Genomic DNA, 21,501 nt, shown 5'->3' on the forward strand with positions numbered 1-21,501 from the left:
TTTAATTAACTATACTTTTTAGGCAATTTAGTGATGCACACAAAACCAATTTATTAATCACTAAATCCTAATTTGTATGAATAAAAAACTCATAATTCTGCTCTGTTTTGGGGTTTTTATCTTTCAATCATCTTATGCTCAAGTCTCCCCCTATTACAAAGGCGGACTAAAGGTTGAATTTGATGAGGAAGGTAAAAAATACCTCCGTATAATTTCTTGGGCACAGGTACAAAGCGTTTATCAAGATGACGTTGCAGAAGACGAAAGTAACCTTGATTTTAATTTGAGAAGAGCACGAATACTAATGTTCTCTCAAATTAGTGAAAAATTTCTCATCCTTACCCATTTTGGACTCAACAACCTTAATAGTGATTCTATGAGTCCCACAGGAACCGGTGATGGTTCACAACTTTTTTTCCACGATGTTTTCGCGCAATATAACTTAAATGAAAATCATTCTATAGGTGGAGGTTTACATTATTTTAATGGTATTTCTAGACTAAATAACCAAAGTACTCTAAATATGTTAACGTTAGATAACAACAGACAATCTTGGACTACTTTAGGTTTAACAGATCAGTTTGCTAGACACGTTGGTATTTATGCAAAAGGAAATTTAGGAAAACTACAATATAGAGTAGCTATTAATGATGCTACTACTTCTAGCTTAGATTTAAGAGAACCAGAAATTAATGGAAGCGCTGTTTATGGAGGTAAAAGATTATTAGGCTCTAAAGATGCAGGAAAAGCTTACGCTGGATATTTTGATTTTCATTTTTTAGACCAAGAGTCTAATTTTCTTCCTTACAAAGTAGGAACTTACTTAGGAAACAAAAAAATATTTAACCTTGGAGCTGGTTTTTTTGCTCATCCTAATGGTGCTGTTTATACAAATAACAATGGTGAATTAGAAGGAGATAATGTTTCTATTTTTGCTGTAGATGCTTTTTATGACACTCCACTAGGCACAAATGGTAGTGCTCTTACTGCATACGCTACTTACCAAAATAATAATTACGGAGAAAACTATCTATACAGTGCATACGGTACAGGGAGTATGGTTTATAGTCACGTTGGTTACTTATTACCTGGAGAAAATACCAAAGCTCAATTTCAACCTTATTTATCTTACGCTATTAATAGCTATGATGCTTCTGAAGACAATAGAAATATTTTTAAGGGAGGACTTAATTTATTTTTAAGTAGCCACAATTCTAAACTTAGCCTAGAATATTCTAACGAGAGTTTTGGAGATATTAACCAAAACGTAGTTACTCTTCAAGCAATGATATACTTATAAATTTTAAAACTATGACAGATAAACAAAACGCAATTGCATATTGGAAAAAAAATGTCAAGTACCTAGTAATTTTATTAACTATATGGTTTGTAGTTTCTTTTGGTGCAGGTATTCTTTTCAAAGATGAACTTAACACCATAAAAATGGGAGGTTTTAAACTAGGTTTTTGGTTTGCCCAACAAGGTTCTATTTACGTCTTTGTTATTCTAATTTTTGTCTACATAAGACTGATGAATAAATTAGATAAGAAGTACGGTTTCGACGAGTAAAATTTCATTAACTAAAAATATTATATTATGAGTGTTCAAGTATGGACCTGGATCCTAGTAGGGGTTTCTTTTGCCTTATATTTCGGAATTGCTATTTGGGCAAGAGCCGGATCTACAAAAGAATTTTATGTTGCTGGCGGTGGTGTTTCTCCATTAGCAAACGGAATGGCTACTGCAGCAGACTGGATGAGTGCCGCCTCCTTTATTTCTATGGCAGGTTTAATCTCTTTTATGGGTTATGATGGCTCTGTTTACTTAATGGGCTGGACAGGTGGTTATGTTCTTTTAGCATTATTACTAGCACCTTATTTAAGAAAATTCGGAAAGTTTACTGTTCCAGATTTTATAGGAGACCGTTATTACTCTAACGTTGCTAGAACTGTTGCTGTGGTATGTGCTTTATTAGTATCATTTACATATGTGGCAGGACAAATGCGTGGCGTAGGAATTGTGTTTTCTCAGTTTTTACAGGTAGAAATTAACACCGGCGTAGTTATAGGGATGGTAGTAGTTCTTATATTTTCTTTTTTAGGAGGAATGAAAGGGATTACCTACACACAAGTGGCGCAATACTGTGTGCTAATGTTTGCTTTTTTGGTTCCTGCTATATTTATTTCTTTACAAATGACAGGAAACCCAATTCCACAACTAGGTATGGGTGGCACTGTAGAAGACGGCACATATTTATTAGATAAATTAGACACTTTACACAGAGAACTTGGTTTTAATGAGTATACCAACGGCTCTAAAAGTACTTGGGATGTTTTTGCTATCACTTTTGCCCTAATGGCTGGTACAGCAGGTTTACCCCACGTTATTGTTAGATTTTTTACAGTAGCCAAAGTAAAAGATGCTAGAAAATCTGCAGGGTTAGCTTTATTATTTATTGCTTTTTTATACACCACTGCACCTGCTGTTGCTGTTTTTGCAAGAACAAATTTAATTGAAACTGTAAACAATCAGGCTTATGAAGATATGCCAGAATGGTTTAAAACTTGGGAAAACACTGGATTATTAGGATGGGCAGATAAAAACGGAGACGGAAAAATTCAATACGTTAACGGAAACGCTATTGATGGTAAAAAACCAATTTTTACTGAAAATCGTGGAGAACACGGAGAGCGTATCATAGAAAACCCAAGTGCAGACACCAACGAGTTTTATGTAGATAGAGATATTATGGTATTAGCAAATCCAGAAATTGCCAATTTACCAAATTGGGTGATAGGTCTTGTAGCTGCTGGTGGTCTTGCTGCAGCTTTATCTACAGCTGCAGGTTTATTACTTGTAATCTCTACTTCTATTTCTCATGACCTTATTAAAAAACAAATAAAACCAGATATTTCTGAAAAAGGAGAATTATTAGCAGCTAGAATTAGTATTCTAGTAGCAATTGTAATTGCAGGATTCTTCGGAATTTACCCACCAGGATTTGTCGCCGCCGTCGTCGCCTTGGCATTTGGTTTAGGAGCAGCATCATTTTTTCCTGCTATTGTATTAGGAATATTTGATAAACGAATGAACAAAGAAGGCGCTATTTGCGGAATGGTAGTTGGTCTTTTATTAATGCTTTTTTATATGATTAGGTTTAAAACTGGATTAATAGGGATTATGGATCCTTTACCTGCAGAAGATTGGTGGTTTGGCACCTCTCCAGAAGGTTTTGGTACTATTGCCATGCTAGTTAACTTTGTAGTATCTATTGTGGTTTCTAGATTTACAAAACCAACCCCTCAAGAAGTACAAGATATTGTAGAAAATATAAGAATACCAAGTGGAGCTGGAGAAGCTTCAAGTCATTAATTTGTTTTAGTTTGATTAGTAAGAAGCGGTATCAATGCTATTTTGATACCGTTTCTTTTTGTATATTGAAATTTATTCATCATTTAAAATGAAAAAAAGACACGAGCAAAAATTAGTTATTCTTTCTTTAGCTTTATTTCTATTGCTAAATATTCCTTTCATTTTAATTTTTAATACAGAAGCTGTTTTTTTTGGAATCCCAATTATGTATCTAGCTTTTTTTAGCATTTGGGTTATTTCTATTATCATTTCATTTATAGTGATAAAACGCCATTATGAATAGTTATGTATTATTTGGCATTGTAGCCCTTTACTTGGCTATTTTATTTTTTGCTGCATTTTGGGGAGAAAACAAAGCTCCTAAAAAGTGGGTAAGCAATCCATATATTTATTCGTTATCTATTGCTGTTTATTGTTCTGCTTGGACATATTACGGTAGTATTGGTAACGCAGCTACCTCTGGCATTAGCTTTTTACCTATTTATTTAGGGCCTATGATTGTTGCACCGTTATGGATTATTATTCTTCGGAAGATTATCCGAATTTCTAAGCAACATAAAATTTCTTCTATAGCAGATTTTATTTCTTTGCGTTATGGTAACAATCGCTTTCTTGGCGCCTTGGTAACTGTAATATGTGTTATTGGCACGGTTCCTTATATTTCTCTCCAACTAAAAGCTGTTTCTGAGACCTACGCTATTTTTGCAGACAATAAAATACAAACTTCTACTGGTATTTTTAACGATACCACTTTTTACATAGCAGTATTTTTAGCTTTGTTTGCTACATTTTACGGTACTCAAAAAACAGATGCTTCAGAAAAACACCGTGGCATTATTACTTCTGTAGCTTTAGAGTCTATTTTAAAACTTATCTTTTTTCTTATAGCAGGAATTTATATTACCTTTTTTCTGTTTGATGGAACTGAAGATATTTATCAGAAAATAAGCACCTACCCTAATTTTTCTAGTCTCATTAAATTTGACGGTATAGAAATGGGTATAAATTGGTATTTAACTTTGTTGCTTTCTATGTTCGCCATCTTTTTATTGCCGCGCCAATTTCAAGTAATGGTGGTAGAAAATAGCAACGAAAAGCACTTAGCAAAAGCTATCTGGTTATTTCCATTATACTTATTACTCATCAATTTATTTGTAATTTTTATAGCTTGGGGTGGTATTATAAGTTTTGGTAGTAGTGAGCAAGCAGAATATTTTACGTTGTTGCTTCCTCTAAAAAATCAGCACCAAATATTAGCGCTTATTGTCTTTTTGGGTGGGTTTTCTGCCGTAATTTCTATGGTAGTTGTCTCTACACTTGCCCTTTCTACAATGGTTAGTAACAACTTAATTATCCCTTATGGGTTTTTAGATAAGTTTGTGAGAAGGCACAGTGCAAAAAACACCTCATCTATTAAAAATATTAGAAGAATATCTATTTTCTTAATAATAATTGCTGCTTATTTTTTCTATTTAGTATACTCTATTCAGCTTTCTCTTTATTCTATTGGGCTTATTTCTTTTATAGTTATTGCGCAATTAGCTCCTTCGTTTTTTATAGGATTATTTTGGAACAGAGGCTCTTCTAAAGCTGCTATTACAGGAATAATTTTAGGTTTTCTCATTACCTTTTATTGCCTTATTCTGCCTTTTACTATTGAAGCTTTAACAGGAAATTCTTCTTTTACAGATTATGGCCCTTGGAAAATTGAATTTCTTAAACCTTACCAGCTTTTCGGCTTAAAACTATTTAACTCTACTTCTAATGCTTTTTTCTGGAGCTTAACAGTAAATACTTTTTGTTACCTCATCTTTTCTTTAACTGCTAAAGGAAATTACAGAGAAAGAAATTATGCCGAAATGTTTGTAAATAACGAAAATTACGCAAAACTACAAGATAACGTACTGGTTTGGCGCGGAGAGGCTTACGTAAGTAATATAAAAAATGTACTGATAAAATTTTTAGGAGTTACTGCTACAGAAAAAGCGCTTCAACATTTCTTTTTGCAATATGAAATTTCTCCAGAAACAGAAATAGCAGATGCTAGACTTATAAATTATTCAGAAAAATTACTTACCGGTAGTATTGGTAGTGCTTCTGCCAAAATTTTAATAGATAATGTGGTGAAAGAAGAAAAAATAAGTTTAGTAGAAGTACTTCAAATTCTAGAAGAATCTAGAGATACTTTTGCTAAAAACAAAATGCTTCATCAAAAATCTACAGAGCTATTAGATCTAACTCAACAACTTAAAAATGCCAACCACGAGTTAATTTTAAAAGACAAACAAAAAGATGAATTTCTAGATACGGTAGCACACGAGCTCAAAACCCCAATTACAGGAATTAGGGCTGCTTCAGAAATATTAAAAGATGATATTAATGAAATGCCTAACGAGCTTAAAACACAGTTTTTAAGTAATATTATTAAAGATGCTGACAGACTTTCTAGACTTATCAATAATATTTTAGATTTCGAAAAACTATCTACCGGTAGACTAAAACTATCTTTACATCGCAAAAATTTTTCAGAAACAATAGATTTTGCAATGCAAAGCTTAGCACACATCATTGCTAAAAAACGAATTAATATTCAATACAACTCTTCTGAAGAAGTTAAACTTTTTTATGACGAAGACCGTATTTTACAAGTGCTTACCAACTTAATATCTAACGCCATAAAATTTTCTCCTGAAAAAAATGGCACTATTAAAATTGAATATACTAGAGAAAATCCCTTTTTAAAAGTAGTAGTACAAGATAACGGCAAAGGCATACCAGAAGAAGATATTGATTTTATTTTTGATAAATTTTACCAATCTAAAAACCAAAACACCATTAAACCAGAAGGTAGCGGTTTAGGTTTAGCCATTAGCAAACAAATAATAGAAAAACACAACGGAAAAATATGGGCAGATAAAACATTTAAAAGTGGCGCAAAAATTGTTTTTCTTTTACCAATTTATTAAATTGCAAGAGTAAGGCTATGAAGAAAAAAGTTTTAATTGTAGATGATGAGCCAAATATTGTAATGACTTTAGAGTACGCTTTTAGAAAGCAAAATTTTGAAGTGTTTATTGCAAGAGACGGCAGCGAGGCTAAAATAATTTTAGAAAAAGCTTTACCCCAAGTAGTTTTACTTGATGTAATGATGCCTAAAGTAGATGGGTATCAAACTTTAAAGTTTATAAAAAATACTAGCGGATTAGAACATACAAAAGTTGTTTTTATTTCTGCAAAAAATAAAGCTTCAGATATTGAGAAAGGTCTTAATATGGGAGCAGACAAATACATAACGAAGCCATTTTCTGTAAAAAAAGTAATTGGCGAAGTAAAACAACTGCTTGATTAATAATTGGTTTTGTGTGCAAACAACCAGTAATTAATTTAAAAGGAGTTTGTTATGAAAATACAATTAAGTCCCTTAGCTTCAGATATTTTTATCTGTCTTTACGTGGGTATATCTCTATTTATACGTCTTAAATTAGAATTTGAAACGTACATATCCCCTATTCATTCTTTAATAATAGGCGCTTGTTTTTTAACAATTTTATGGGTTTTGGTAAAGCTAAAGGTTTTAAATCCTAATTGGTTTGGACTTTTTAAAACTAAAAAATCTAACTCATGAGTTATACTAAGCTTTATAAAAACAGTATAGATAATCCTGAAAAATTTTGGCAAGAACAAGCTAAAAACATTTCTTGGTATAAAGAGCCTACAGTTATTTTATCTAAAGATAAAAATGACTACCCGCAATGGTTTGAAGACGGAGAGTTAAATATTTGCTACCTCTGTATAGACAAACATATTGAAGATGGTTTTGGAGAGCAAATAGCTATAATTTATGACTCTCCCGTAACCAACACCAAACAAAAAATTAATTTTAATCAACTTCAACAAGAAGTAAGTAAACTTGCTGGAGGGCTACAAAGTTTAGGTCTACAAAAGGGAGATACTACCATTATTTATATGCCCATGATTCCGCAAGCTATCTATGCCATATTAGCTTGTGCTAGAATTGGAGTAACACACTCTGTAGTATTTGGAGGCTTTGCCCCGAAAGAACTTTCTATTAGAATAGACGATTGCCAACCTAAAGCAATCATCACTGCATCTAACGGAATAGAAATCAACAAAATTATTCCGTATAAACCTTATGTAGATAAAGCCATTCAAATTTCTTCTCATCAACCTCAACACGTCATTACATTTGATAGAAAACAAAATGTAGAAATTCCGAAGAAAGATTACGATATAGATTTTGAAGAATTATGTAAAAAATCAAAACCGGCAGCCCCTGTTGCTGTAAAATCTACGCACCCAAACTATATACTTTACACTTCTGGAACTACAGGAAAACCAAAAGGAGTAATTAGAGATACTGGCGGTCATGCTGTTGCTATGAAATTTTCTATTCAAAATATTTATGCTGTAAACCCTGAAGATGTTTTTTGGGCTGCAAGTGATTTAGGCTGGGCAGTTGGACACAGTTACACAGTTTACGCTCCACTTATTAATAGAAGTACTACCGTACTTTTTGAAGGAAAACCAATTAAAACACCAGATGCTTCTACTTTTTGGAGAATAATAAGTGAGTACAAAGTAAAAACTATGTTTACAGCTCCTACAGCTATTAGAGCTATTATAAAAGAAGATCCGCAAGGTAAATTTATTTTTAAATACGATTTATCACACTATAAATTTCAATTTTTAGCAGGAGAACGTTGTGATGTTACTACCCTTAATTGGCTAGAGCAAAAACTTAATATACCAGTAATAGACCATTGGTGGCAAACAGAAAGTGGTTGGCCAATGCTTGCAAATATGGCTGGTTTAGAGTTACAAGAAATAAAACCAGGTTCGGCAGGCTTACCCGTTTGCGGTTACGATATTCAAATACTTAATGAAGAAGGAGAAATTGCTGCAGACGATACTGAAGGTTTGGTAGCCATTAAATTACCGTTACCACCAGGGTGCTTAACAGATATTTGGAGAAACAACGCTCGCTTTAAAGCAGGATACTTTAAAAAATTTCCTGGATATTATTTTTCTGGAGACGGAGGTTATAAAGATGAAGATGGCTACGTTTTTATTACAGGTCGCGTAGATGATATTATTAACGTAGCAGGGCATAGACTATCTACCGCAGAAATGGAAGAGATTGTCGCTTCTCACCCCACGGTAGCAGAATGTGCTGTAATTGGTATTCATTGCGATATTAAAGGTCAAATTCCTATTGGGCTTATTGTATTGAAATCTGATGTAGACACCAATCATAATTTATTAGAAAAAGAAATTATACAACGTGTAAGAACTGATATAGGAGCGGTAGCTAGTTTTAAAAAAGTATTAGTCGTAGAGCGTTTACCAAAAACTAGATCTGGTAAAATCTTAAGAAAACTTTTAAGAAATATTGCCGATGAAATTAATTTTAATACACCTTCTACTATTGACGATCCCAAAATAATTTCAGAAATTCAAGAACTATATCAACAACAACAAATAGGAAGATTTACAAAAAACTAAAACTTAAATACTATGAGCAATTACCACATAAAACATTTAGAAGAATACTTTCAAGTCTACAGAAAATCTGTTAGGTATCCAGAAAAATTTTGGGAAGAAATTGCTGAAGAACATTTTTTATGGCGAAAAAGATGGGATAAAGTACTAGAGTGGGATTTTAGCAAACCAGAAGTAAAATGGTATCAAGGAGCTAAACTTAATATTACAGAAAATTGTATAGACAGACACTTATTTTCTCACGGAGATGATACTGCAATTATTTTTGAACCTAATAATCCAGATGAAGAAGCTCAACATATTTCTTATAATGAATTGCACCGTAGAGTTTGCAAATTTGCCAACGTACTAAAAAACCAAGGCATTAAAAAAGGAGATCGTGTATGTATTTATTTACCTATGATTCCTGAACTTTCTGTAGCCATGCTGGCTTGTGCTAGAATTGGCGCTATACATTCTATTGTTTTTGCAGGTTTCTCTTCTTCTGCATTAGCTACTAGAATATTAGACAGCGATTGTAAAATGGTAATTACATCAGATGGTTCATACAGAGGTTCTAAAACTATCGATTTAAAAAGTATTGTAGATGCCGCTTTAGAAAAATGTCCAGAAGTAACAAAAGTTTTGGTTGCTAAAAGAATAAATTCAGATATACAATTAAAAGAAGGCAGAGACGAGTGGCTGCAGCCTTTACTAGACAAAGCAGAAGAAATTTGTGAACCAGAAATGATGGATGCAGAAGACCCATTATTTATTCTTTACACCTCTGGCTCTACAGGTAAACCAAAAGGTATGATGCACACTTGTGGTGGTTATATGGTATATAGCGCTTATACCTTTAAAAATGTATTTAATTACAGAACAGGAGATGTATATTGGTGTACGGCAGATATTGGATGGATAACTGGTCATAGTTATATTGTTTACGGTCCATTAATTAATTGTGCTACTACCGTAATGTTTGAAGGCGTACCAAGTTACCCAGATTTTGGACGTTTTTGGGATATTGTAGAAAAACATAAAGTAAATCAATTTTACACTGCACCAACTGCAATTAGAGCATTGGCAAAAGAAAATATTGAATATATAGAATCTCATGACCTTTCTTCTCTTAAAGTATTGGGTACCGTAGGAGAACCTATTAACGAAGAAGCATGGCACTGGTATAATGATAATGTGGGTGAAAAAAATTGCCCAATTGTAGATACATGGTGGCAAACAGAAACTGGCGGAATTATGATTTCTCCAATTCCGCACTCTACCCCAACTATACCAACTTATGCAACTTTACCATTACCTGGTATTCAACCAGCATTGATGGATGAAGAAGGAAAAGAACTAAAGGGTTATCAAGTACAAGGAAAATTATGTATAAAATTCCCTTGGCCTGGTATGGCTAGAACTGTTTGGGGAGATCACCAACGTTACAAAGACACCTATTTTTCTGCTTATGAAAATAAATATTTCTCAGGAGATGGCGCTTTGAGAGACAATGTAGGTTATTATAGAATAACAGGTCGTGCAGATGATGTGGTTATAGTTTCTGGACACAATTTAGGTACTGCTCCAATAGAAGATGCTATTAATGAACACCAAGCGGTAGCAGAGTCTGCTATTGTTGGATTTCCGCACGATGTAAAAGGAAATGCTCTTTACGGATTTGTAATTTTAAAAGAAGTGGGAGAATACCGTAAGCACGAAAATGTAAGAAAAGAAATTAACCAATTAATTACAGAGCACATAGGGCCAATTGCTAAATTAGATAAAATACAATTTGTCTCTGGCTTACCTAAAACACGTTCTGGTAAAATTATGAGAAGAATTTTAAGAAAAATTGCTAGTAAAGACACTAGCAATTTAGGAGATACAAGTACACTACTTAATCCAGAAGTTGTTCAAGAAATTATAGAGAATTCATTAAACAAATAAGTTGAAGAAACTTTTTACCAAAAAGCCGCCCTTATAAAAGATGCGGCTTTTTTTTGTTATAAAAAATAAAAAGGCTTTTCTATGTTCTTAAAGTGAAGCATATTTGCTGTTTTAAAATTTTGAAAAATATGGAGCTAAAAGTAAAACAACGCATTGCCTTAAGCACTTGCTTTTTTTTAGCTGGATTCTGCTTTTCTTCTTGGGCTTCACGCATACCCACTATTAAAGATAACTTTAATTTAAGCGAAGCAGAATTAGGAAACCTTCTTCTGGTTATGCCTATAGCCTCTTTAATTGGTCTACCTATTTCTGGATGGATGGTAGCCAAATTTAGCAGTAGAAATCCGTTAGTACTTTCTATGTTATTTTTTGGAGCTTCTCTTTTAGTTTTAGGCTATACTTCTAATATTATAGTTCTTATTGCGGCAGTTTCTGTATTCTCATTTTGTATGCGTATCATTAATATTTTTATGAATACGCAAACCATAACCCTTCAAAAAAAATTCACTAAAAAAATTATTGGCTCTTTTCACGGTATATGGAGCACAGGTGGTTTAGCTGGAGTAGCTTTTTGTACACTAATTTTAAAACTGAATATTTCTTTTGAGCTTCATATGTTAATGGTTACCACAATAACTTTTGTAGGTGCTATTGCAGCGTATTTTTATTTACTAAAAAATGACAAAGCCACCGCAGGAAACAAAATAAAGCTTGGCAAACCAGATCCTTTTATTTTTTACTTAGGTATTCTAATTTTCTTTGCTTCAGTTTGTGAGGGTGGTATGTTTGACTGGAGTAGCGTTTATTTTAAAGATGTTATTGAAGAAGATATTTTTACGCTAGGCTACTTTACATTTATGATTTTTATGGCATTGTCTCGTTTCTCTTCAGACCGCGTGATAGAAAAAATAGGTATGCAAAAATCTTATTACCTCAGCGCTAGTTTAATTGTAGTTGGCATAACTACCGTAATACTTCTACCTTATTTTTGGCCTGCATTAATTGGTTTTAGTTTAATAGGTTTAGGAGTGGCAGCAGTAATTCCTATGATTTTTACTTCTGCTGGAGACTCTAAAAAATATTCTGCAGGTATGGCTATTTCTATCATTTCTACGTACGGTATTTTAGGCAGACTATTAGGTCCGCCGCTAATTGGTTATTTAGCTGAAATTTTTAGTTTAAGACTTGCCTTTTTACTATTTCTAATTTGCGGAGTAATGCTTATTCCTTTTTCAAAGAAACTTTTTAAACTTTACAATTAATGGATAACAACGTAATACTTAGAGAAGCTCAAGAAAGAGATTTACCAGCAATCTTAGAAATATTAAATCATCATATTTTACACACCACAGTAATTTATAATTACAATACCAAAAGTCTTTTAGAAATGAAAGATTGGTTTCTAGAAAAACAAAACTTGAAGTTTCCTATTTTAGTAGCAGAGTTAGACAACGACGTAGTGGGATATGGTACCTTTGGACAGTTTAGACCACACGAAGCATATAGATATTGTATAGAACACTCTGTTTACGTATCGCCAGATTTTCAAGGAAAAGGTATTGGTAAACAACTTATTTTAAAATTAATTACACTTGCCAAACAAAGAGATTGCCATAATATGGTAGCAGGCATAGATGCTGAAAATAAATTTAGCATTCAATTTCATAAAAATCTAGGTTTTCAAGAAGTGGGCTATTTAAAAGAGGTTGGTTATAAATTTGACAGGTGGTTAGATTTAGTATTTCTACAATTGAATTTGTAAACTTTCCAAAACAATTTTACTCATTAAATTTCTCTTTAATAATTTCTGCTACGGGTCTGTTTTCAAAATTACTTTCTAACCAAGAAATTATATCTAAATATAAAAATGCGCGACGTTCAAACGGGTGTTCTTCATACACTTTTAACCGATCTCTAAGTTTTTTAAATTCTGCCTTAATATCAGAAGGGTAAACATTAGGCAAGTGCCTTAAAAACTTAATCATTTCTTTTTGCACTTCATGTAAATCATTCATTTTAATTAAAAACCGATAGGTAGAACGTATTAATTTATCTAATTGATAATCTAAACCAGCTTCATAATGCGCTACAAGATTTAAAATTCTACTAAAACACATTAAATCTTCTCGCATTTCTAGCGATTTATTCTGAATTATTTTCTGAAGAAATTCAATACACTTTTCATAATTATCATCACCAAAATATAGCGATGCTATTTTATAATACAACACCATAATATGATGTTCATCTAAAGAGTTTTGGTAAAGTTTAATTTTACGTGTAATTTCGTTTACCAAGCTATCTCCATTAGCAAATTCACCTTTCATAAATCGTAAATTCAATTTATTAAAGTAGAGATACATAAAAGACAAAACCAGTATATTTTCATCTTTAGGTATACGTTTATCTTGTATATTTTTTTCAAAATCTGCTAATACTCGCTCAAATAAACTTACACTATTTAAATAGAAAAGAGCCTCTAACAAATAATGATTTCCTTTTATATAAAAAACAGGATGTACTTTTATTAAAGTTGGATTTTGCTGAAAAAGATCTACCCATTTAGAGGCATACCGATAACAAGATAAAAAGTCTTGTGTTATAAAACTATACCACAAGTAAGACTGATATAACCATAATTTTTCTCGAAAACTTAATTGCTTATAATTGTACACTGGCAAATTTTCTTCAAAAAAACTGGTAATCTCTTGGGCTTCTTCTTCTGTTCTTGCATACCCCATTTTTAAAAAAATGTTATAAAGCTGCAGTGATAAATTAGAAAGTTTGCCCGCTATAACGTTTAAAACAGAAAGTTCTTCGGTTTGGTTTACCAAATCGTCTGCTCTGTGTTCTAAACTTCTGGTAATGTATTGAGATTCTATAATTTTCTCTAGATCTAAAACTTCAAAAGCAATATTTTTTTCTTCATACTCAATCGCACTAATTTTAGTTTTATCTAACAACTTTAACGCCTGTTTATAGAGTCCTTTTCTATATAAAATATAAGCAAAATCAAGCTGCTCTCTTAGTTGTAAAGGTATATTTTGTTGAGAAGGGTTTAAACGTAAACTCACCAATATCTGTTTGTACAAATGGGCTTTTACATTAGATAATTGTTGCTTTGTTATTGAAGTTTTAGATAAAATTTCTAACTCATCATAACTTTTTTGTTTCGATAAAATTTTAAATAAATGTTCAAATTTACGCTCAGATTTCCCTCCCATTCTTCCCGCATACAATGAAAATTGTCGCTTTTCAGATGCAGAAAGCGTTTTAATTAAAGAAAATAAAGGGTCAGAATAATCTTTTAACATCGTAAAATCATTTAACACAAACACTTAAAAAACAAATACTTAATAATAAAAGTAGCCGCTTAGAAATCGTAAGTATTTTTAAAATTTGATTCTAAGGCTCTATAAACCTTATTACTTTTAAAATTAAAGATAAACTAAAAACAAGCGTTTATGAGTACAGAAAAGGTAGAAATTTTTGATACCACGTTGAGAGATGGAGAGCAAGTACCTGGGTGCAAGTTAAACACCACCCAAAAATTAAAAATTGCCAAAAGATTAGATGAATTAGGGGTAGATGTTATAGAAGCAGGATTTCCTGTATCTAGCCCACAAGACTTTCAATCTGTTTCAGAAATTGCCAAACTCGTAAAAAATGCCACCGTTTGCGGCCTAACTAGAGCTGTAAAAAACGATATTGAAGTAGCTGCACAAGCTTTAAAACATGCCAAAAAACCAAGAATACATACTGGTATTGGTACTTCAGAATCTCATATTAAATACAAATTTAAATCTACACCACAAGAAATTATAGAACGTGCGGGAGAAGCGGTAGCTTATGCCAAAAGTTTTGTAGACGACGTAGAGTTTTATGCAGAAGATGCTGGTAGAACAGATAATGAGTTTTTGGCAACTGTTTGTACAGAAGCCGTCAAAGCTGGCGCAACTGTTTTAAATATACCAGACACCACAGGTTATTGTTTGCCCGAAGAATATGGTAAAAAAATAAAATACTTAAAAGATAATGTAGTAGGCATAGAAAACGTGATCATTTCTTGTCATTGCCACAACGATTTAGGGATGGCTACCGCCAACTCTATTGCCGGAATCACCAATGGCGCTCGCCAAATAGAATGTACTATAAATGGTATTGGCGAACGTGCAGGAAACACTGCTTTAGAAGAAATAGTAATGATTTTGCGCCAACACCCAGCATTAAACTTACATACAGATATCCACTCGCAATTATTGTACGATACCAGCAAAATGGTTTCTCAAGAAATGGGAATGTACGTACAACCCAACAAAGCAATTGTTGGTGCCAACGCCTTTGCTCATAGTTCTGGTATTCACCAAGACGGAGTAATTAAAAACAGAGAAACTTACGAAATTATCAACCCAGCAGATGTAGGTGTAACCGAGTCTGCCATTATTCTTACCGCAAGAAGCGGTCGTGCTGCCTTAGCTCATAAAGCCAAAAAAGTTGGTTATAATCTTACCAAACTAGAGTTAGATGTAGTGTACAAAGAATTTCTTCATTATGCCGATGCACGCAAAGAAGTTCTAGACAACGACATTCATAAAATTATGGAAATTTATCAATCTAAATCTCGTGTAAGCGCATAATTATGTGGGCGCAACCCTACCGGGTCGGGCTATTCGCTATATCTTTTTTGCTACTCACTTGAGCTTAATTTAAGAAGTCTTTTATAAAGCAAAAAAGGATGTCGCTTCTATCCCTTGCGCAATTAAAAAAAACAAAATGAAAAAAACACTTTTTGATAAAATCTGGGATGCTCACGTGGTAGAGTCTATACCTAACGGTCCAGATATTTTATATATAGACAAACATCTAATTCATGAAGTTACTAGTCCGCAAGCTTTTCAAGAACTTAAAGACCGTAATATCCCTGTTTTTAGACCAGATAAAACTGTAGCTACTGCAGACCACAACACGCCTACAGAAAATCAACATTTACCTGTAAAAGACTTATTATCAAGAAAACAACTTAAAGAACTTACTCAAAATTGCGAAGAAAATAATATTACCCTTTACGGTCTAGGGCATCCCTACAATGGTATTGTGCATGTTATGGCTCCAGAGTTAGGTATTACCCAACCAGGAATGACAATGGTTTGTGGTGATAGCCACACCTCTACCCACGGTGCTTTTGGCACCATTGCTTTTGGTATAGGTACTAGCCAAGTTGCGCAAGTTTTTGCTAGTCAATCTTTATTGGTGCAAAAACCCAAAAAACTTAGAGTAAACGTAAACGGCAAATTAAAAAAAGGAGTTACCCCTAAAGATGTTATCTTATATATTATTAGTGAATTAGGCACCAACTCGGGTACTGGATATTTTTGTGAATACGCAGGTAACGTTTTTGAAGAAATGTCGATGGAAGGCAGAATGACCGTTTGTAATATGAGCATAGAAATGGGTGCTCGTGGCGGACTTATAGCGCCAGACCAAACCACTTATGATTATGTAGAAGGAAGAGAATTTGCGCCAAAAGGAGAAGCATTTGAAAAACTAAAAACCTATTGGGAAAGTTTAAAAACAGACGAAGACGCTATTTTTGATCAAGAGTATTCTTTTAATGCAGAAGCCATAGAACCTATGGTAACTTACGGTACTAATCCAGGTATGGGTATAAAAATTACCCAAGCTATCCCTACAAATAGTAATAAAAGTTCAGACAAAGCACTAGAATATATGGGCTTTACAGCTGGAAAATCTTTAATAGACACCCCTATTAATTATATTTTTATAGGTAGTTGTACCAACTCTAGAATAGAAGATTTTAGACTAGCCGCTAGTTACATTAAAGGAAAGAAAAAGGCAGACAATGTAAACGCATTAATTGTACCCGGCTCAAGACAAGTAGCTGCTCAAATTGAAGAAGAAGGTTTACATACTATTTTTGAAGAAGCAGGATTTAAATTAAGGCAACCAGGCTGCTCGGCTTGTTTAGCGATGAACGATGATAAAATACCTGCAGGAGAGTATTGCGTATCTACCAGTAACAGAAATTTTGAAGGTAGACAAGGGCAAGGCTCTAGAACCATTTTAGCTAGCCCATTAACTGCTGCTGCAACTGCTATTGCAGGAAAAATTGTAGATTTTACAAAACACCTAAACTAATGGAAAAATTTGTAACCCTTACCGATACAGCGGTACCCTTAGAGATAGAAAACATAGATACCGATCAAATAATTCCGGCTCGTTTTTTAAAAGCTACAGATAAAGCTGGTTTTGGAGAAAATTTATTTAGAGACTGGCGCTTTGATAACGAAGGAAATATAAAAAAAGATTTTCCATTAAATCAAGAACAATATCAAGGTCAAATTTTAGTGGCTGGAGATAATTTTGGTTGCGGCTCTAGTAGAGAACACGCTGCTTGGGCTATAAAAGCATATGGCTTTAAAGTAGTTGTTTCTAGCTATTTTGCAGATATTTTTAAGGGCAACTCTTTAAATAATGGTTTGCTACCTGTGCAAGTGAGTCCAGAGTTTTTAGCAGAATTATTAAAAGCAATTGAAGAAAATCCTAAAACAGAAATTAAAATTGATTTAGAAAATCAAGTAATTACTCTTTTAGAAAAACAGCTAGAAGAAAGATTTGATATCGATGCTTATAAAAAAGTATGTTTAGTTAACGGATTTGATGATATTGATTTTTTATTGAGTAAATTAGAAAATATAAAGGCTTTTGAAGAAAAGCACATTGCATAAAATGCGCAAGGGATTGAAGTGGCATCCTTTTTATGTCATTTTGAGCGGAGTCGAGAAATTACATAAAAAAGATATAACGGAAAGCCCGACCCATAGGGTTGCGCCCAAACAACACAAAATATGAAGTTAAACATAGCAGTATTACCAGGAGATGGTATTGGACCAGAAATTACCCAACAATCGGTAAAAATTTTAAAAGCTATTGCAGAGCGTTTTGATCATGAGTTTACTTTTGAAGAAGCAGTTGTGGGAGCCGCAGCCATAGATGCCACTAATAATCCTCTACCAGATGCTACTTTAGAGTTATGTAAAATCTCTGATGCAGTCTTGTTTGGCGCTATTGGAGACCCTAAATATGATAACAATCCTGCTGCTAAAGTAAGGCCTGAGCAGGGTTTACTTAAACTACGTAAAGAGTTAGGTTTATTTGCTAATATTAGACCAGTTCGTGCTTTTGAGAAATTGCTAGAACACTCCCCTTTAAAACCAGAAAGAATTGCTGGAGCAGATATGGTAATTTATAGAGAATTAACAGGTGGTATTTATTTTGGTAAAAAAACATTGAGTGAAGACTTAAAACATGCTTCTGACCTTTGTGAATATTCTTTTGATGAAATTGAAAGAATGACCTATTTAGCTTTTGAAGCTGCGCAGAAAAGAAGAAAGAAAGTTACTTTGGTAGATAAAGCTAATGTGTTAGAAACTTCTAGACTATGGCGTAAAACGGTAAAAGAGATTGCTAAAAGTTACCCAGAAGTAGAATTAGATTTTTTATATGTAGATAATGCTGCTATGCAAATGATAATTAACCCAAAACAGTTTGATGTAATTCTTACAGAAAATATGTTTGGAGATATTATTTCTGATGAGGCTAGTGTAATTGGTGGTAGTATTGGTTTACTTGCCTCTGCCTCTGTTGGTAAACAATTTTCTTTGTTTGAGCCTATTCACGGTTCTTACCCGCAGGCAACTGGCAAAGGTATTGCCAACCCAATTGCATCTATTCTTTCTGCAGCAATGTTGTTAGAGCATTTTAATTTACTAGAAGAAGCAGCCACCATACAAGCTGCGGTAGATAAAAGCTTAGAAATGAATATTTGTACTAGTGATATTAATAAGAAAAGTACCTACTCTACCGAAAAGGTAGGAACTTTTATTGAAGGATTAATTTTAGATGAAGATCTAAAACTAAACGGAGATAACCTTAGCCTTGGGCAAGCAACAATTATATAATTAACTGTTTATAAATTAAAAAAAGGCTTTCAGAAACTTGAAAGCCTTTTTAATTTTTATTGCTTGGTTTATTCTTTTATAAACTTAATGTGTTTAAAAGAATTATTACTTTCTACTTTTAATATATAAACTCCGCTAGATAAATTTTCTACATTTATTTCTGTTAAGTTGTTAGAGGTTTTCTTTACAACTTGTTTTCCGTTAAGACTGTAAATTGATACTTCTGTAAGCTCATTATTTCCTGAATTTTTTAATTTTAAAACATTTTTTACAGGATTTTCTAACAATACCAATTCTTCTAAATTCTTTTGTTGAAGACTCAATGTACAATCTGTATTATCTCTTATAATTATTGGAAAAGAATTTTGAACAAAATTAGGACAAGTATCTGGAGAACCTTCTACTGTATAAGCTCCAGAAGATGTAATGGTATAATTTATTTGGTTAGCTCCAGCTATTAATTGCCCATCTTTATACCATTGTACATTAGTATATGGTGTTTGCACCGTACAATCAATAAAATCTCCGTCACAAATTAAATATTCTCCATTCATTGGATCTAACTCTACATTAGCACTAGGAGTGAGTGAAATAGATAAACTGGCAAATGCATAAGAATCTATTTGAATTTCGTTAGACTCATAAGTTGTACCATTTTTAGTCACCACTACTTTAAGTAAAGCTTGATCATAAGTATACCAATCGTAAGTAAAACTATTACTATTTGCCCCAGCAATATCTTGAAAATTATCACTTAAAAACCAATATTTAAATTGCCATTGGTAAGTGTCATAAGTTTCGCCGTTAGTTACAGAAGCTGTACCATTAGAATTAGGACAAAGCATTACATCTCCAGCTATTGTTGGATTGGTTTGACTAAAAAGATTAAAGAAACTTAAAAAAAGTAAAAATGAAAATAATTTTGTTTTCATAAGTAATTGAGATTTGGGTTAATAATAAGTATTGCTAATATCTTAATTACTTATAAGTTAGCTTATGATTACACCGCTACATGATGTGACAATTAGCGTGACATTTTGTGACATTACAGTGTTGACAGATACTCAAAGAGTATTTTACCAGAAGATAAATTAAGTTTTTTAGAAACTCTTTCTTTACGTTTTCTACAGCTTTCTACAGAAATATTTAATAATGAAGCTATCTCATTATAAGAAAGGTTTAAATATATAAAAGACAAAAAACGAATATCGTTAGCTGTTAAGTTAGGATGAGTTTTCTTTAATTGAATAAGAAATTTAGGATTTAGATGATTAAATTTTGCATTAAACTCTTCCCATTTCATATCTTCTTTAAGATAGGTTTTTAACTCTTTTATATAAGTTTTAGTTGAATTGTTTTCTGTAATTTCTGGAAGCTTAGCAATTTTATTAATTACATCTTCTATCATTTCATTTCTTGTAGTTTGAAATAAAATTTTATCTGAAAGTTGTTTATTGCGTTGTTGTATTTCGTTTTCTAATTTCTTCTTTTCTAAGGCATTTTTTAATTCTTCTTCCCTACGCTGCTGGTGTAAAAGTTTTACTTTATTTCTTTCTTTCTCTAATTCTAAATCTGCTATTTTAAGATTTCTATTTACAAGTTCTCTGTTATGCTTATTTATTAAGTTTCTTTTGTAAAACACCCAACCTAAGATAATGATAACACAAACTAACACTAAGGTTATAATTAAATAAATATTTCTTTGATTTAAAGATTTTTCTTTACTTATAATTAGATGATGGTTAGATTCTGCTAACTCAAATTTGAGCTGAGAATTTTCCAGAACTTCTTTATTTTGAGTGTCATTAATTAATTGACTTAAATAAACTATACTATCTTTTGCAGTATAAATAGCATCTATATTTCCTGTTTTAAGAGCCAAAAGAGATTTTAACTCATAAAAGTTGAGTTTATAATTATTATTTACAGCTTCTAAAATTCCGGAAGAAATTGTCGCTTGAGATTTATCAAAATTTTTGCTTGCTAAATAAGCTTCAGCTAAAATTAACTGATTTTCAGAAATAGCTTCTTTTAAATTATTGCCTCTTGCTTTCTCAATTACAATATTTGCTGCTTTAATTACTTCTTCATATTTTTTTTCATAGAGAAGTATATGGTTTTTAGTTGTAAGAGCATTTAAATTTACTGCATCACTATCTACATTATTAAAGTCTAATACCTTATTTATGTAATAATTTGCTTGCGTTATATTTTTAAGCTCAAAATTAATTTTTGCTAAATTAGATGCGTAAAGCTTTATTTTGAGATCAATATTTTCTGAAACAGCAATATCAAAAGACTTTTTAAAGTACTCTTTTGCTTTTTCTAAATTGTTTTCTGCAGCATAAACAATTGCAATATTGTTAAGCACCGTCATCTCATCTTTAGAAGCATTTTTTTGTATGGCAAGATTGTAAGCCTCTAAGTAATGTTTAATAGCATTACCATAATCTAACATTTGGTAATATGCGGCTCCTAAATTATTTGTAGCTAAAAATTGCTCTTTATAATATTCTTTTTTTTCTGCTATACTTCTTACGCTTTCTAGCTTAGGAATTGCCGACGCATAATTCTGACGTTCAAAAATATCTTCTACCGCTTGTTTTATAACATCTTCACATTCTTCTCTGCTCTGTGAAAAAGAATAGTGAACAAGAAAAATAAATAATATAATAAGGTAATTTGTCTTCATCTATGATTT

The 21,501-nt window shown here is 32.4% G+C and carries 16 protein-coding genes; 13 read left to right on the forward strand and 3 right to left on the reverse strand.

Annotated features, from left to right (window positions below):
- Positions 1 to 76: 76 nt before the first annotated feature.
- The 9 genes from BUC03_RS02120 to BUC03_RS02170 all read left to right on the forward strand — a co-directional run bounded on the left by BUC03_RS02120 (position 77) and on the right by BUC03_RS02170 (position 12,583).
- Positions 77 to 1,300: a hypothetical protein gene (locus tag BUC03_RS02120; RefSeq protein WP_073147747.1), complete on the forward strand. Its 1,224-nt coding sequence runs from the start codon at positions 77 to 79 to the stop codon at positions 1,298 to 1,300.
- An 11-nt stretch (positions 1,301 to 1,311) separates the two neighbouring features.
- Positions 1,312 to 1,569, forward strand: coding sequence for a DUF4212 domain-containing protein (locus tag BUC03_RS02125; RefSeq protein ID WP_073147749.1), 258 nt, complete (start codon positions 1,312 to 1,314; stop codon positions 1,567 to 1,569).
- Positions 1,570 to 1,596: 27 nt separating this feature from the next.
- On the forward strand, positions 1,597 to 3,372 hold the full coding sequence (locus BUC03_RS02130; protein ID WP_073147751.1) for a sodium:solute symporter family protein: 1,776 nt from the start codon (positions 1,597 to 1,599) through the stop codon (positions 3,370 to 3,372).
- 275 nt (positions 3,373 to 3,647) lie between these two features.
- The gene (locus tag BUC03_RS02140; protein WP_073147755.1) at positions 3,648 to 6,338 is read left to right on the forward strand and encodes an ATP-binding protein; all 2,691 of its coding nucleotides are present in this window, start codon (positions 3,648 to 3,650) and stop codon (positions 6,336 to 6,338) included.
- A 17-nt stretch (positions 6,339 to 6,355) separates the two neighbouring features.
- Positions 6,356 to 6,721 carry a response regulator transcription factor gene (locus BUC03_RS02145; RefSeq protein ID WP_073147757.1) on the forward strand — a complete coding sequence of 122 codons (366 nt, stop codon included), beginning with the start codon at positions 6,356 to 6,358 and terminating at the stop codon, positions 6,719 to 6,721.
- Positions 6,722 to 6,993: 272 nt separating this feature from the next.
- Positions 6,994 to 8,895, forward strand: a complete 1,902-nt coding sequence (locus tag BUC03_RS02155; protein ID WP_073147761.1) for an AMP-binding protein — start codon at positions 6,994 to 6,996, stop codon at positions 8,893 to 8,895.
- A gap of 12 nt (positions 8,896 to 8,907) precedes the next feature.
- Positions 8,908 to 10,821, forward strand: a complete 1,914-nt coding sequence (gene acs / locus BUC03_RS02160; RefSeq protein WP_073147763.1) for an acetate--CoA ligase — start codon at positions 8,908 to 8,910, stop codon at positions 10,819 to 10,821.
- 128 nt (positions 10,822 to 10,949) lie between these two features.
- The gene (locus tag BUC03_RS02165; protein WP_073147765.1) at positions 10,950 to 12,083 is read left to right on the forward strand and encodes an MFS transporter; all 1,134 of its coding nucleotides are present in this window, start codon (positions 10,950 to 10,952) and stop codon (positions 12,081 to 12,083) included.
- Complete coding sequence (locus BUC03_RS02170; RefSeq protein WP_073147767.1) at positions 12,083 to 12,583, forward strand: GNAT family N-acetyltransferase; 501 nt, start codon at positions 12,083 to 12,085, stop codon at positions 12,581 to 12,583. The genes BUC03_RS02165 and BUC03_RS02170 overlap by 1 nt, the downstream gene beginning before the upstream one ends.
- 16 nt (positions 12,584 to 12,599) lie before the next feature.
- On the opposite strand, the gene BUC03_RS02175 is transcribed toward BUC03_RS02170, so the two are convergent.
- Entirely contained in the window at positions 12,600 to 14,135 is a 1,536-nt protein-coding gene (locus BUC03_RS02175; protein WP_073147769.1) for a hypothetical protein, read from the reverse strand.
- Positions 14,136 to 14,285: 150 nt separating this feature from the next.
- Here BUC03_RS02175 and BUC03_RS02180 point away from each other — a divergent pair, with 150 nt between their 5' ends.
- The 4 genes from BUC03_RS02180 (at position 14,286) to leuB (ending at position 18,800) form a co-directional block, all read left to right on the forward strand.
- The gene (locus BUC03_RS02180) at positions 14,286 to 15,458 is read left to right on the forward strand and encodes a 2-isopropylmalate synthase (RefSeq protein ID WP_073147771.1); all 1,173 of its coding nucleotides are present in this window, start codon (positions 14,286 to 14,288) and stop codon (positions 15,456 to 15,458) included.
- A gap of 136 nt (positions 15,459 to 15,594) precedes the next feature.
- The gene (gene leuC, locus BUC03_RS02185) at positions 15,595 to 16,977 is read left to right on the forward strand and encodes a 3-isopropylmalate dehydratase large subunit (RefSeq protein ID WP_073147773.1); all 1,383 of its coding nucleotides are present in this window, start codon (positions 15,595 to 15,597) and stop codon (positions 16,975 to 16,977) included.
- On the forward strand, positions 16,977 to 17,567 hold the full coding sequence (gene leuD / locus BUC03_RS02190; protein ID WP_073147775.1) for a 3-isopropylmalate dehydratase small subunit: 591 nt from the start codon (positions 16,977 to 16,979) through the stop codon (positions 17,565 to 17,567). The genes leuC and leuD overlap by 1 nt, the downstream gene beginning before the upstream one ends.
- A 120-nt stretch (positions 17,568 to 17,687) precedes the next feature.
- Positions 17,688 to 18,800: a 3-isopropylmalate dehydrogenase gene (gene leuB / locus BUC03_RS02195; protein ID WP_073147777.1), complete on the forward strand. Its 1,113-nt coding sequence runs from the start codon at positions 17,688 to 17,690 to the stop codon at positions 18,798 to 18,800.
- A 68-nt stretch (positions 18,801 to 18,868) separates the two neighbouring features.
- On the opposite strand, the gene BUC03_RS02200 is transcribed toward leuB, so the two are convergent.
- A complete protein-coding gene (locus tag BUC03_RS02200) occupies positions 18,869 to 19,732 on the reverse strand; it encodes a T9SS type A sorting domain-containing protein (RefSeq protein WP_073147779.1) in 864 nt (287 codons plus the stop codon).
- 113 nt (positions 19,733 to 19,845) lie between these two features.
- Positions 19,846 to 21,492 (reverse strand): tetratricopeptide repeat protein, encoded by a 1,647-nt coding sequence (locus BUC03_RS02205; RefSeq protein WP_073147781.1) that lies wholly within the window; start codon positions 21,490 to 21,492, stop codon positions 19,846 to 19,848.
- Positions 21,493 to 21,501: the final 9 nt, after the last annotated feature.

Origin of the sequence: Mesonia phycicola (assembly GCF_900141885.1) — a bacterium.
In the GTDB taxonomy this organism is placed as follows: Bacteria; Bacteroidota; Bacteroidia; order Flavobacteriales; family Flavobacteriaceae; genus Mesonia; species Mesonia phycicola.